At 61.2% G+C, this 12,938-nt stretch carries 12 protein-coding genes; 2 read left to right on the plus strand and 10 right to left on the minus strand.

Annotated elements, in window-relative coordinates; all coding sequences use genetic code 11:
• Positions 1 to 163: 163 nt before the first annotated feature.
• Complete coding sequence (locus tag ASD32_RS00710; protein ID WP_060635990.1) at positions 164 to 2,155, minus strand: GumC family protein; 1,992 nt, start codon at positions 2,153 to 2,155, stop codon at positions 164 to 166.
• A 294-nt stretch (positions 2,156 to 2,449) separates the two neighbouring features.
• Between ASD32_RS00710 and ASD32_RS00715 the strand changes: the two genes are divergently transcribed.
• Positions 2,450 to 3,715: a transporter gene (locus tag ASD32_RS00715; RefSeq protein ID WP_060635991.1), complete on the plus strand. Its 1,266-nt coding sequence runs from the start codon at positions 2,450 to 2,452 to the stop codon at positions 3,713 to 3,715.
• A 5-nt stretch (positions 3,716 to 3,720) separates the two neighbouring features.
• Here ASD32_RS00715 and ASD32_RS00720 read toward each other — a convergent pair whose 3' ends face one another.
• Genes ASD32_RS00720 through ASD32_RS00730 form a run of 3 tightly spaced genes read right to left on the minus strand, consistent with a single transcriptional unit; the run spans position 3,721 to position 6,700 of the window.
• Positions 3,721 to 4,599 (minus strand): DUF6492 family protein, encoded by an 879-nt coding sequence (locus ASD32_RS00720; protein ID WP_060635992.1) that lies wholly within the window; start codon positions 4,597 to 4,599, stop codon positions 3,721 to 3,723.
• A gap of 11 nt (positions 4,600 to 4,610) precedes the next feature.
• The gene (locus ASD32_RS00725) at positions 4,611 to 5,426 is read right to left on the minus strand and encodes a WecB/TagA/CpsF family glycosyltransferase (protein ID WP_060635993.1); all 816 of its coding nucleotides are present in this window, start codon (positions 5,424 to 5,426) and stop codon (positions 4,611 to 4,613) included.
• Entirely contained in the window at positions 5,423 to 6,700 is a 1,278-nt protein-coding gene (locus ASD32_RS00730) for a glycosyltransferase family 4 protein (RefSeq protein WP_060635994.1), read from the minus strand. Before ASD32_RS00730 ends, ASD32_RS00725 begins: the two co-directional genes overlap by 4 nt.
• Before the next feature lie 159 nt (positions 6,701 to 6,859).
• Between ASD32_RS00730 and ASD32_RS00735 the strand changes: the two genes are divergently transcribed.
• Entirely contained in the window at positions 6,860 to 7,849 is a 990-nt protein-coding gene (locus ASD32_RS00735) for a glycosyltransferase (protein WP_060635995.1), read from the plus strand.
• A gap of 37 nt (positions 7,850 to 7,886) precedes the next feature.
• On the opposite strand, the gene ASD32_RS00740 is transcribed toward ASD32_RS00735, so the two are convergent.
• The 6 genes from ASD32_RS00740 to flhA form a co-directional block, all read right to left on the minus strand.
• Entirely contained in the window at positions 7,887 to 8,456 is a 570-nt protein-coding gene (locus ASD32_RS00740) for a hypothetical protein (protein WP_060635996.1), read from the minus strand.
• The gene (locus tag ASD32_RS00745; RefSeq protein WP_060635997.1) at positions 8,456 to 8,824 is read right to left on the minus strand and encodes a hypothetical protein; all 369 of its coding nucleotides are present in this window, start codon (positions 8,822 to 8,824) and stop codon (positions 8,456 to 8,458) included. The genes ASD32_RS00740 and ASD32_RS00745 overlap by 1 nt, the downstream gene beginning before the upstream one ends.
• A 99-nt stretch (positions 8,825 to 8,923) precedes the next feature.
• Entirely contained in the window at positions 8,924 to 9,487 is a 564-nt protein-coding gene (locus ASD32_RS00750) for a rod-binding protein (RefSeq protein ID WP_060635998.1), read from the minus strand.
• 119 nt (positions 9,488 to 9,606) lie between these two features.
• Complete coding sequence (locus ASD32_RS00755) at positions 9,607 to 10,020, minus strand: hypothetical protein (RefSeq protein WP_060635999.1); 414 nt, start codon at positions 10,018 to 10,020, stop codon at positions 9,607 to 9,609.
• Positions 10,021 to 10,024: 4 nt separating this feature from the next.
• Positions 10,025 to 10,777: a flagellar biosynthetic protein FliR gene (gene fliR / locus ASD32_RS00760; protein WP_060636000.1), complete on the minus strand. Its 753-nt coding sequence runs from the start codon at positions 10,775 to 10,777 to the stop codon at positions 10,025 to 10,027.
• Positions 10,774 to 12,861: a flagellar biosynthesis protein FlhA gene (gene flhA / locus ASD32_RS00765; protein WP_060636239.1), complete on the minus strand. Its 2,088-nt coding sequence runs from the start codon at positions 12,859 to 12,861 to the stop codon at positions 10,774 to 10,776. The genes fliR and flhA overlap by 4 nt, the downstream gene beginning before the upstream one ends.
• Between the last annotated feature and the right edge of the window lie 77 nt (positions 12,862 to 12,938).

The following is a 12,938-nucleotide window of genomic DNA, read 5'->3' on the forward strand; positions in this document are numbered from 1 at the left end:
CGGTGGCCTCAATGCGTCCTATGCTGTTCAGATCGAATAAATTCAAGGCCGCGTGCCAAATGCCGTAGCGGCAGCACCGGCTTACCAGCATTTTCCATCATTGATGAGAGATGAAGCCGCGCATGACCCGGCTTCGGGGCGTGGCCATCTGGGAGCGTGGGGCCTAATACCGCCGGCCGCCGGTGCGCAGCTTCGTATAGTGTTCGACGCGCGACCGCAGAGCCCGGAGATTCTCCTGCACTTCGGCAATATCCCCTTGATCAGCATCGCCGTCCTGCATTTCGCGGAGATAGTCGCGCAGATCGGGCGGCGTGCTGTCGCCGCGATGCGGAAAAGCCGAGAGCGCTGCAGCTGATGCTGCCGCATGATGGACTGAGGGCATCCGGGACCGGTACTCGACGGGTGCCGGCACTGGATCCTCGACATGCCGTGGTGTCCCCGGACCATCGGGATCGTTGCGGCCGGGTGGATCACGCTGTGGGACCATCTCAACGGGCCTGCCCGACCGCGTTAGCAGGTCCTTCATGCTCCGGTAGATGCCGAGCGCGATGCCCAGTCCGACGCCAGCCATGAAGCCGGCAATCAGGCCGCCGATCGCGATCAGTTTGCGCGACGGTCCGGTCGGCTGAAGCGGCGGCTGCGCCGAGGCGATCACCCGGATGTTTTTCGACGTCAGCTTTTCTTCCTGGCCGGTTTCGCTGGCCCGCTTCAGGAAGGATTCGTAGATCGTGCGCGTCGCATTGGCCTTGCGCTCCAGCTCACGCAGCTCGATGAAGCCGGTGGAGGAGTTCATCTGCTGCGCCTTCTGCACCGCCAGCTGCTGGAGGAGATCCTTTTCCGTGCGGATCGCCCGGTCCAGTTCGGTCTGCGCCGTCGCCTCGATGCGGCGGATTTCATGGCCGATTTCCGAGCGCGCGACCTCCAGAGACTGGACGGCAGCCAGCCGTTGCGGATGGCGCGGCCCAAGGCTTGCATCGAGCGCGCCCAGCTGCGCACGGGCCTCGGAATACTGCTTGCGCAGTTCCTGAAGCGTAACCGAGCTTACCTCTTCGGGAAACGCACCGCTCAGCACGTCGTTCAGCCGGATCTTCGTTGCAATATCGACCTTGGCACGGGCATCGGCGATGCGATTGCGCACAGCGCCGACCTGATCGTTGAGCGCCAGCAACTGCTTGTCGAAAATCAGCTCGCCGGCGGCACCGACGATATCGTGCTCGGCCTTGTATTTCTCCACCGCGTTTTCAGCCGAATCCAGCTCGGTGCGAAGATCAGCCAAGCGGCTGTCGAGCGCCAGCGTGGTGCGCTGGAAAAAGCCGGATTGGGCGGCCTGCTCTTCGTTGAGAAACGTTGCGACCAGCCGGTTGGTGATGAGCGCCGATTTGGCCGGATCCCGGCTCTTGACCTCGATGGTGACGATAAAGGTTTTCGGATCGCGCGATACGGTGACGGCGTCGCTCAGCTTTTCCAAGGTGCGCGGATTGACCCCGGAGGCCGGAGCCGGTTCCGCCTTGCCGGGGGAAACGAGATCGCGGATGACGCCTATGCCATCGGCGATACCGCCCGTGCCGGTGGAGACACCGCCAAATTCGGGATCACGGTCGAGACCGAGATCAACGGCGACCTTTTCCAGGACGGTGCGCGACCGCAGCACTTCGAGCTGGCTATCGACCAGCGCCAGGATCGCCTCGGTTGCCAGGCTTTCCTTGGACAGATCGGAATCCGTCAGCCTGACTTCGCGCGGATCGACATAGAGCTTGCTCTGGGAAACGTAGACGCTGGGGGTCGACATGGCCAAAAGCACACCGCCGATGGCACCGGCAGCCGTCAGGACCAAGATCACCTTTCGAAGCTGCCAGACGGACGTCATGATCGTGGCGATATCGATCAGCGGCCGGTCCTGCGGCTCTCCATAATGGGTGTCCGCCGCTGCGGCAGGTGCCGAAACGGTTGCTTCGGCCAGAGGTGGGGTGGCAAGCGGTGGTGTGGCAAGCGCTGATTTTCCACGCTTGAACCAGCCGGAAATCCGGCCAGTACCCTTTTCCGGCGCCGCACTGGCTGGCTGCGGCGCATATCCTTGTGTTTTCGGCACTTCTGTCTTGGGCTTGGCGGTGGCGCCATTGAGGCGGTCCAGCAATTCGCTGGCGGTGCGCGCCACCGGGGCTGCTCCACGCGCAGCCGGTCTCGAACGCGACGGCGTGCCCGCCGGCCCTTGGCCGATGGGGGAGCGGTGCGCCGCAGTCCTTTTGTTATCTTCCGGATCGAACATCAATGCCTGCAAACGCCCGCACCGGGGCAAAGTGACGAATTGTGAACGAAGCTTAAGTTTTTGTGGAAAACAAATCGTTAATATACGACGGGCTAAAGGCCGCAAATACCGGAAATCGGCGGGATCGAACTGCTCATTAAGCTTTAGCGGCTAGAAACGGAGCAGCACATCCGGACGCCGCTCGTGATCGATTTCGCCAAGACCCTCTATGCACGCCACGCCAGCGTCATTCACGCCTATATCTCGATGACGAGCGGGTCGGCGGGCCGGCTTGTGCTGTCGCTCGTCTATTTCATCTGCATTGCCAACGGACTGTCCATTGCCGAGTTCGGCCTGTTTGCCACCGCTTCTGCCGCCGGCATCATGATCTCGCGGGTGCTGGCCTTCGGCTTCATGTCGCCGCTCTACCGGGTCGCGACCGTCAAGCCTCTGTTGGTCGGGACCTATAGCGCAGGCTTTGCCGCAGGCGCGCTCCTGTCGCTGCCGCTGATCGTTCTGCTCTGCCTTGCGGTCTATTACGCGGTGTTCGCCGGCGATATGAAGCTTGTCGTGTTTCTCGCCTTCATGGCTGCCGAAATCCTGTGCTGGCGTGGCCTTGAGGTCGTCGTCATCGTGCTCAACGGCCTCGGACGCTTCGGCCGCGCCGCTCTTCTCGTGGTCATCGGCACAGGCATCCGCACCACTGCCGCACTGGCCTTCTCCCTGTCGCAATCGGCATCGCTCGGGACCTGGTCGCAATTCTATCTTGGCGCCAACCTGATCTCTCTCATGATCGCGCTCATCTGGTTCTTCCCGAAAGTGCGGCTGCGCTTTCGCCCGGCGCTCTATATCCGCCGCTGGGCGGATTCGGTGACCGTCGCCGGAGCCGAAGTGCTGTTTTATATACAGTCGGAATTCGACAAGATCGCGGTTCTGGCGATCGGCGGGCCGGAGGTTTCCGGCATTTATGCGATCATCATGCGGCTTGCCGACCTGACAGCCCTCCCGGTGCGCTCGTTCAATACGCTCCTGGTGCAAAAGATCATGCGCACGCCGGCAACGATCTCATCCTGGCGGACCCGGCTGACGATCGAGACATTGGTCGCGGCCGTCTCCTTCCTGGCGATAGCCGCCATGGCCGCCTATCTCTTCATCTTTCCGCGCGGGCTGGGAAACAATGTCGCGCAGGCGGCGCCCTATCTCATTGCGGTGCTTCTGGTGCCATCCTTCCGCAACCTGGTCGAATATCACTCGGAATTGCTCTATGCGACCGGACGCACGGTGCGCCGGATGGTCAATCTGGTGATTGCGGGGATCATCAAGGTCAGCCTGCTTGCCATGCTCTTCAAGACCAGCACGGATGTCGCCTATTGGGCGCCGCTGCTGAACGGCGTTTATCTCGCTCTTTACGCCGCATCCTTCACGCTGACCTATTCCGCCCTGCGCCGCGAGACCGGCCGGGTGATTTGACGCGATCAGGCGGCGCGTTCGAGAACGACGTTGCGGATATCGGCGAGGTCGTGGCCAACGAAGGATTGGACGCCGATGCCGATCTGACGGGGTCCCATCTCGCGCATGAAATGCCGCAGGCCGCTGATATCGCGCGCATAGCTGTCGTCGAACCACAGCACATGGCAGAGCCCTTCGGCGGACGCCACATGCCCGCTGCCCATCTGCACCTCATCGACGAAGCGGCCATAGATCAGGCATTCGGAAAACTGGCGCGAGCGAATGACCGCGCGGATCCAATTGCGGCCATGCAGAGCCTCGATATGATCGAGCAGCGCCCGGCAGGTATCGGTGCGCCAGGCAATCAGCGTGTTGATATAGTCGTTGGCAGGCAGGCTGAAGGGACCGATCCCCAAGAGCCTATCGGAATGGGCGAGCCATTCGAGATGATTGGAGCGCATGCGCTCGCCGATCGCGCCATCCTTGCGGTAGAGCGTCAGGCGGCCGTCCTGCCAGAGATCCTTGGGATCGAAATCGCGCAGCAGCACCACGTCGGAATCGACCGCGAACATCGTCTCTTCACCGATATGCCGCGATAGCGCCAGGCGGCGCAGCTGCTGCGCATGCCAGCCGCGCAAGGGCAGGCTGTAAGGGCTGATCCAGAGCTTGCGGCGGCCGGCCGAGAGCGGGTCCGGAATGGCGCGCAGCCACCAGGGAAGCAGGTCGCTTTCGCTGACGACCTGGCGGCGCGAGCCTTCGATCTGCCGGAAAAGGGCGACATCGTAGGGTGCCACCAGCAGATAATGGGTCCAATCGCCCTTCAGCCGCAGGTCCATGCTTTCGCACAGCAGCCGGCAGCGCTCGAAATCATTGGCATAGGAAGCTGTGACGACAGCTGTGCGCATGATGGTTTCCGTCAGAACGATCGCGATCCCGCGCGCGGCCCGCCGGTCTGCGGAGGGCTCTCGCGCCCGCCCAGTTTATGGCGGAGAATATAATATATGAACAACGGGTTTCCGAGCAGATAACGGCGCCACAGCCGGCGGGGTTCATGGACCAGCCGGTGCAGCCATTCCAGGCGCAGGCGCCGCACGGTAGAAGACGCGCGCGGCACTTCCTCGGCCATGAAATCGAAGAGAGCGCCGACGCTGATCACCAGCCTGGCGTGGCCGGGACCGACATGGCGGTCGATCCATTTTTCCTGCTTCGGACTGCCCATGGCGATCAACAGGATATCCGGCTTCACGGCGCGAACTCTGGCCATGACTTCATCGGACTGCGCCGCGTCGAAGAAGCCGTCGGAAACGGCAATGAACTCGTGCCATGGCGCATGTTTCTGAAAATTCTCGGCAGCACGCTTGAGCACGTCCGCGCGGGCGCCAACCATGGCGATGCGCTTGGGTACCGTCATGTAGGTCATCAATGCCGGCACGAAATCGGTGCCGTTCAGGTTGGCCGGAAAGGTCTTGCCGTGAAACAGCCAGGAGGCGAGATCGATGCCGTGGCCGTCGGGCAGGACGATGTGACGGCTGAGCACGGCCCGGTATTCCGGATCATGCATCATCAGGTTGGAATTATGGGCGTTGAGGAACGATATCACCGTCTGCCCGATCGGCAGCGAGGCGACTTCGTCGGCGAAGGCGAAGGCATCGGCCCAGCCGAAATCGCAGATCGGCATGTCGAGGATCATGCGCTGCGAGGCAACGATCGATGTGCCCGGGAAAACGTTCATCGGGATTGTCCCCCCTCGTGCGCGGCAAGGCTGTAGGATGTGCTGAGCCCATTGCTTGTCCGCGCCCAAGCGTCGTCCCTTGGAAACGCGAAGTCGAAGGCGGTCATGGGATTTCCGAAACGGGAGAGGCCTTCCTGAAGCGTCTCCAGCAGCTTGGTTTTCTGTGCCTGGTGAAAGACCGATCCCGACAGACGCTGACGGTCTCCCGCCCGCACTTGCGCGACCTTTTCGATCAACAGCTTTGCAAATTCGGCGGGGTCGTCGCTGACAGCACAATTGCCGGGAAGCGCGCCGATGCCGCGCAGGGATGCGCGTGTCGCAACACAGGGCATGCCGAGTTCAAAGGTCTCGATGGTCTTCAACTGCACACCAGTGCCGCCACGGCTGATCAGCGGCAAGACGGCGCCGGACTGGACGAAGGCGCGGGCATCAGCGACGCGGCCGAGCAGGCGCACGCCGGGATGGACGATCTCAGGCGCGTCTGGCAACTGACCGGCGATGGCGATCGACATATCGGAGGGCAAAAGCGGCACGACCTTTGACAGAAACCAGTCGAGGCCGGTCCGGTTGGACTTCCAGCTCCAGGTTCCAATCAGGGAGAGATCATATTGCGGCGGATTTTCCGGGCTACGCTCATCAAGGTCCCACCGCGTGACGAGCGGCAGGACGGTGGCGCGGCTGGACACCGCATGGCCAAAGCCGAGGCGATCGGCCTCCGCAAAGGTCCAGACCGCCGAGGCGCCCCGTGTCAATGTCCGCTCCAGCCGTGCGAGATGATCCGCTTCGCGGGTAAACAGCCAACGCTCCACCAAGCCGGACGCAGTGACGGCGTTTTCACGCGCCGAACCGGCTTCGACATTGTGCGCGATATAGATCGTCTCATATTTCTGGAAGGCGGCGGCAAAGGCACCGGGCAGTTGCACGGAGTTGAGAATGATGCCGTCGAACGGCTGCAGGCGCTGCAAAAGCGCCTCCACATGCTGGCGGCTGACCTCCAGCATTTTTGCCGATGACAGCGTGGTGCGGTGCAGACAGGCTTTTGCCAGCCAGCGCAGCTTGGCGGCGGTGCCGACCTTCGCATTGGTGACTTCGAGTTCGCCGAGAAGATGGACGTCGCTGCCGCAGGCGGGCGTTTGTCCCGGCTGCAGGTAGCCGATCACGCTGACCGTGTGGCCAAGGGCGCGAAGGCCGTCGAAGACGGCGCGATTGGCGATGTCAAAACCCGATGAAGGATTTTCGACCGGCACCAGCGATGAAACGAAAACCAGATGCATGCCGCCACGCGAGACTTGAGAACAACTGCGCGGACTGTAGCAACACGGCGTGAAATCAGCTTTAAACCATTCATTCGAAAGCGAATTCGGAAATTCAGCATCTGTTTAGGAAGATTTGCTTTAGTGCGTTGAGATTCCCGCCTTCAACACGGTACCGCCATGACCCCGCCTGCCCAGGATGTGACTGTGTTTTACCGGACGGCGGTCGACAGCAATGACACTATCGAGCTGGTGGTGACACTGCCGACGTTCCGGCGTCCCGAACATCTGCTGAAAACTCTCAAAACCGTTATTTCTCAGGCCCCCGGATGTCCCTTTGCCATCGTGGTGATGGAGAATGACGCGGACGGACTGGAGGGGGCGAAGGCTGCAAAAATGTTCTTTGCCGACCACCGGGTCAACGCCCTGGTGGTGATCGCGCATCAGCGCGGCAATTGCCATGCCTACAATGCCGGCTGGTCGATGGCGCTTTCTGCCTATCCCGGTCTGCAGGCCATCGCTGTCATCGACGATGACGAGCTGGCAGCCCCGGATTGGCTCGACAATCTCGTTTCGGTACACCGGCAGACGCGGGCGGACCTGATCGGGGGGCCGCAGCTGCCCGATTTCGAGGACAAGGCCCGTAATGACCGCAAGCGGCACCCGGTCTTCCTGCCCCATTATGATGCGACGGGTCCGGTCCCCATTCTCTACTCGTCCGGCAATGTGCTGATCACGCGCCATGTGCTCGATGCGATGCCGAGGCCGTTCCTCGATCCGCTGTTCAACTTCATCGGCGGGGGCGACAGCGACTTTTATCGCCGCTGCAAGGAAAACGGGTTTTCCTTTGCCTGGGCAGCGCAGGCCTGGGTGGCCGAAACCATTCCAGCACGGCGCACGCAATTGTCATGGATCCGGTCGCGCAGCCTGCGCAACGGGGCGATTTCCGCCCTGCTCGAGCACCGCGCCGCGCCAGGCTTTGCCGGGCGCGTGAAGACGATTGCCAAATCGCTCGCTCTCCTGGCGGCCTCGCCGTTTCGCGGCATTTCGCTGTGGAGATCGTCCGGCCTGCCAGCGGCCGGCCTCTATCATTTCTATGTGGCGTGCGGGCGGCTGATGATGGAATTCGGCTTCGTCAACGAGCAGTATCGCAACCCCGAGAAAAACTGAGCCGCACGCGCCTCATCCCAGGGAACGATCCCCGGTATCAATGGCCGGCGGCTGCGGCCCGCTTTTCGCTTTCGGGCATCTGGTCGCTGGCAGTATCGCCATTCTTGTCGACGATCGGCACCGGCTTGCGCTGCTTCTCATTGGCCGAATTGGCGATCCGCGCCACGTCGGTCTTTGAGAGATATTCGAGCTGCTCGACCAGGACCTGGAAAATCACCTCGTCGCGCAGCTGCTTGTTGAGCTGATCCTTGACGATGGTCTTGAAGCTGGCGAGATCGAAATTGCTGGTATCGGCGACATTGATCAGTTTCTGGCCAACCAGGATGTCGAACAGGGCGTTCGTCACCGATTCCTTGAACGGCACGTCCATGGCCTTGGCTTTCGCCTTATCGACCGAGAAGGACAATTTGGTGAGGAAATAACCCTGCACCGCACCATCGGTGATCACCGGCACGGTGATCAGCTCGCCGGGTATATATTCCTGCAATGCGCGGCGTTCAGCCTCCGCATCCGTTTCCACCGGGGCCGACGCATGCTGGATCGAAAAATAGACGGACCCGAGCGATACGGCGCAAATCCACACACCGGTGAAAACAAGCTTCAGCATCAGAAATCGCCGTAGCGGAACTGCTGTTCGGTGTAGATGCCATCCGCATCGGCGTCCTGCACGGCCGCCTTCAACAGATCGACCACCGACCGGCAGGCTTCCATATGGGCGTTGACCTTCTGCGAATTGGTCATCAGCTTGGTCTTGATGTGCCGGGTCTGCGATACGAATGCCGGCGAAATCTCGTCCGGCGACGCGTCGCGATGGATCATCGTCAGCTCATAGAGGCAACGGCTCTTGCGGGCGTTCGAGGTTTTCAGGTCGAAACTCGGATCGACACCGATCCGGGTATTCTCGTTGTCGAGGATCATTTCGAGACGTCCCAGCACATTCTGGATACGCACGTCGCTCGATGCTGCAACTTCCATCATTCGGCTCCCATTGACGCCTTGACCACGCGGGGTCCAAGCCCTTGGCGTGATCTGTGCGCGAAATTTCTATCTGAGACCGGTCCGGCCGGCCTATCGTCAGGCCTGATCGTTACCGTCTGGCGTTGCCCCGAACTTGGCGACGGCCTTGCGCTCGTATTCCTGCACCATGCTCAGCGCGACATTGCTGCTATTGCCGTCGAGCGACGCGCTGACGCGGTTGGGGCCCTCCCCGACGATGCGGTCGGTGACCATGCGCTCGGCAATGCCGACGCCGTCGCCCTGCGCCATGACGTTGCCGATCTGCTCGGCCATCATGCTCTTCCACATGTCGCCGGCCGTGCCCTTGCCGTAGACCTCTTCGCTTTCCGACGGCAGCATCGACTTGACGAAATTCTGCAGCACCATCGCTTCGAACTTGCGGTAGCTTTCCGGGATCTTCTTGGCCTCGGCCCTGTTGGTGATATCGCCAAGGCTGTTGGTCGGGCTGTCCTGGTTGAGAACTGCGACCGTGTTGGCAAAACCGTTTCCGTTTTCTGCAAGGCTCGTCGCCTGGAATGCGGCACGGTTGGCTTTCAGCCGCGACTGCGCTTCCTGCACCTGCGCCGGATCGGCGGCGCGCACGACATCCAGCACCAGGTCGCTTGGGGGAGAAATGGCCATGCGGTGTCCTCTCGGTCACGAAGTCACTGCGGCGCCTTTGCCAGCGCCAGCGATAACTCCATAAAATCAGCATTTTAGCGAGCGGCTCAGTCACAACTGGCGACCGTTCCTGACCGGTACTATGACCGGCCAACCTTACCGGAAGCTGGTGATCCGCTCATCACATGCTGATCGACGAGATCGTAGATGGCATCGTCGGCTTCCGTGCGGTCTTCGAGAACGCGGGCGTCCTTCATGTTTTCCGCCAGCCGGTCGCCTTTTGCCCGTTCCTTCAGAACACGGGCCTCGTGCCCCAGCTGAATATCCAGAAGCATCTGGTCCTTCATGGCAAGGCGGCCAAGCTGCGAAGCGTAATGCCCGGAAAACATCGCATGCAAAGGGCTCGCCGACCCCATCGCGTCCACCACCACATCGATGGTTTCGGCGAGATCGCGGCGCTGTCTGGAGGTTTCGGCCAGCTCGTTTTCCGCCATCTGTTCCAGATGCCGCTGAACGGCCACGAGGCGCTTGAGCTTTTCCGACCGGCTTTTCATCGGCCTAGATCCCTTGCATCATCGGGCCGAAACCATCGGCAAACAGTTTCAGCATGGCGGCGATGCCGAGATAGAGCAGGAACATGCCGCCCATGATCAGATAGGGCAGGGAGATGAAGTAAAGCGGCATTTGCGGCGCCAGCTTGTTGACCATGCCGATCGCGACGTTGAACAGCAGCCCATAAATGATGAAGGGGCTCGCCAGCCGCAGCATGATGTAGAACGTGGTCTCCAGCGCATTGGTCAGCGTGATCAGCACGCCCTGCGGATCAAAGCCGACGCCGAGCGGCATCACCTTGTAGGAATCGACGAGGCTCGACAGGATGACGTGATGGAAATCCAGCATGAACAGGATCATCAGGCCGGCAAAGCTGATCAGGTTGGTCAGCTGGTTTTCGGCAGTGTCTTCCAGAACGTCATTGGCGGGCGGGGCATTGAAGCCGATCATCATGGTGATCACGGTGCCGGTGAACTGCAGCCCCAGCACATAATAGCGCGCGATCAGGCCGATGACGCCGCCGATGACGGTCTCGGTGGCGACAATGTAGATATAGGTATGGCCCTTGCCGGAAATCTGCGGGTAGATCTCGTTCCACATGATCGGCAGGATCGCCATCGAGATTGCCACGGCAACGAAGAGGCGGATCTGGACCGAGACGCGGGCCGTGGAAAATCCGGGCATGACCATGATGCAGGCGCCGATCCGGCAGAATGCGGCAAAGAGCGCCAGCACTGTGCCTTCCGGATCGGTGATCATGAAATCGAGCCGATGATCTTTATCTCGAGGCCCTTGGCGAGCTCGACATGCGAGAGAACCGGCAATGTTGCAAAAAGACGCTCGATGATCATGCGCACATAAGAGCGGGATTCGGGCGAACTTACCAGTACGAACGGCATGCCGCGATCGAGATGTTCACGGATAACCTTGGTCGCCTGCTCGCTGAACTCCTCCAGATGGCGCGGATCGATGTCGAATTCGACGATATCGCCCTTCGCATCACGCTTCAGCGCCTGATGGAAGACCATGTCCCATTTGCTGCCGAGTCGCAGGACGCGCAATGTCCCGTTGTCGGCGAGATCGCCGCAGAGCTGCTGCGACATGCGCACGCGCACATGCTCGACGATCTGCTCGGTCTTCCTGACATGCGGCGCGAGTTCGGCGACCGCTTCGAGGATCAGATGCAGGTTGCGGATCGAGACGCGTTCGGCAAGCAGCAGCTTCAGCACGGCCTGCAGGCCCGAATAGGACATATGCGAGGTGCAGATTTCGTCGGCCAGCTTGCGGTATTCCGGGTCGAGCCGTTCGATCAGGATCTTGACGTCCTTGTAGGACAAAAGCTGCGGCAGGTTGTTGCGGATCACTTCCGACAGATGCGTCAGCACCACCGAAACATTGTCGATGGGATGGAACCCCTCGCGCTTCAGGTCCTCGGTGAAGGTCTCCAGGATCGACACGGCAGGCATGCCGAAGGCGGGTTCGCGGATATCGTCGCCGGGAACGCTCGGCTTGCGGCCGCCGCCGGTGACAACGATGACTTCGCCGACGCGCACCGTGTTCGAGGCGATCGTCGTGCCATGGATGCGGACATGATAGGCCTTGTCGGGAATGCTGATATCGTCGGAAACCTTGATTTCCGGAACGATGAGCCCGTATTGCCCGGCGAACTTGCGGCGCATCTTGCCGACGCGGAAGGCCAGTTCCTGGTGTGCCCCAAGCAGGCGGGTGGAGACCTGCTTGCCGAGCAGCAATTCGATCTCGGCCGTCTTCAGGACCGACTTGACCGAGTCCTTTTCGCTGTCGGTCTTCAGCTGAGCCGTCTGCTGGTCCTGGTCACGCTTCAGCTTGTTGGCGGCTGCGATCTGACGCGGGATCACCCAGCTGAGGAAGGCCATGCCGCCGCCCAGCACCGCAAACGGCAGGAACGGCAGGCCCGGCATCAGGGCCAGCATGATGATGAGGCCGGAGGCGACCATCAGAGCGCGCGGGTAACCGCCGAGCTGGTTGATGACGGCCTGATCGGTGGAACCGGACGTGCCGCCGCGCGAGACGAGCAGGCCTGCGGCGAGCGAGACGATCAGGGCCGGGATCTGGGACACCAGGCCATCGCCCACAGACAGTTTGACGAAGACGTCGGCGGCTTCGCCGATCGACATGTCGTGGCGAACGTAACCGATGATGATGCCGCCGAAGACGTTGATGGCGGTGATCAGGAGGCCGGCGATGGCATCGCCGCGCACGAACTTCGACGCACCGTCCATCGAGCCGTAGAAGGAGCTCTCCTCTTCCAGCTCGCGGCGGCGGCGCTGCGCCTCCTTCTCGTCGATCAGGCCGGCCGAAAGGTCGGCGTCGATCGACATCTGCTTGCCGGGAATGGCATCGAGGGTGAAGCGCGCGCCGACTTCGGCGATACGCGTCGCACCCTTGGTGATGACGATGAAGTTCACGGTGATCAGGATCAAAAAGACGATCAGGCCGATGACGAAGTCGCCGCCCATGACCAGATCGGCAAAGCCTGCGATGACGCCACCCGCCGCATCATGACCTTGATGACCGTGCGAAAGGATGACGCGGGTTGTCGCAATGTTCAGCGCCAGCCGGGTCATGGTGGAAATCAGAAGGATGACCGGAAAGGACGAGAAATCCAGCGGTTTCTGGATCCACAGCGACACCATCAGGATCAGCACGGAAAAGGCGATGGAAAAAGCCAGCCCGATGTCGATCAGAAAGGGCGGGATCGGCAGAAACAGGATCGACAGGATCGCGACGATGCCGAGCGCGAAGCCGATATCCCGGCCTTTGGGCGCGACTTTCGGGATGATCAGAGCAGGAGGTTGTGCCATCGGAAATTCCGTCTCTTCATGAGAGGCGGACAGCATTCATACCTGCTGCCCATACTAGGCAGCAGATTTAAAGTACC

The sequence above is a fragment of the Rhizobium sp. Root483D2 genome, assembly GCF_001426685.1.
Lineage (GTDB): Bacteria > Pseudomonadota > Alphaproteobacteria > Rhizobiales > Rhizobiaceae > Pararhizobium > Pararhizobium qamdonense.

Excerpts from the sequence above, each read along its gene's own strand:
- ASD32_RS00750 (WP_060635998.1), bottom strand. The coding sequence starts at position 9,487 with ATGGCCATTTCTCCCCCAAGCGACCTGGTGCTGGATGTCGTGCGCGCC.
- ASD32_RS00720 (WP_060635992.1), bottom strand. The coding sequence starts at position 4,599 with ATGCGCACAGCTGTCGTCACAGCTTCCTATGCCAATGATTTCGAGCGC.
- ASD32_RS00745 (WP_060635997.1), bottom strand. The coding sequence starts at position 8,824 with ATGGAAGTTGCAGCATCGAGCGACGTGCGTATCCAGAATGTGCTGGGA.
- fliR (WP_060636000.1), bottom strand. The coding sequence starts at position 10,777 with ATGATCACCGATCCGGAAGGCACAGTGCTGGCGCTCTTTGCCGCATTC.
- ASD32_RS00740 (WP_060635996.1), bottom strand. The coding sequence starts at position 8,456 with ATGCTGAAGCTTGTTTTCACCGGTGTGTGGATTTGCGCCGTATCGCTC.
- ASD32_RS00730 (WP_060635994.1), bottom strand. The coding sequence starts at position 6,700 with ATGCATCTGGTTTTCGTTTCATCGCTGGTGCCGGTCGAAAATCCTTCA.
- ASD32_RS00725 (WP_060635993.1), bottom strand. The coding sequence starts at position 5,426 with ATGAACGTTTTCCCGGGCACATCGATCGTTGCCTCGCAGCGCATGATC.
- ASD32_RS00755 (WP_060635999.1), bottom strand. The coding sequence starts at position 10,020 with ATGAAAAGCCGGTCGGAAAAGCTCAAGCGCCTCGTGGCCGTTCAGCGG.
- ASD32_RS00735 (WP_060635995.1), top strand. The coding sequence starts at position 6,860 with ATGACCCCGCCTGCCCAGGATGTGACTGTGTTTTACCGGACGGCGGTC.
- flhA (WP_060636239.1), bottom strand. The coding sequence starts at position 12,861 with ATGGCACAACCTCCTGCTCTGATCATCCCGAAAGTCGCGCCCAAAGGC.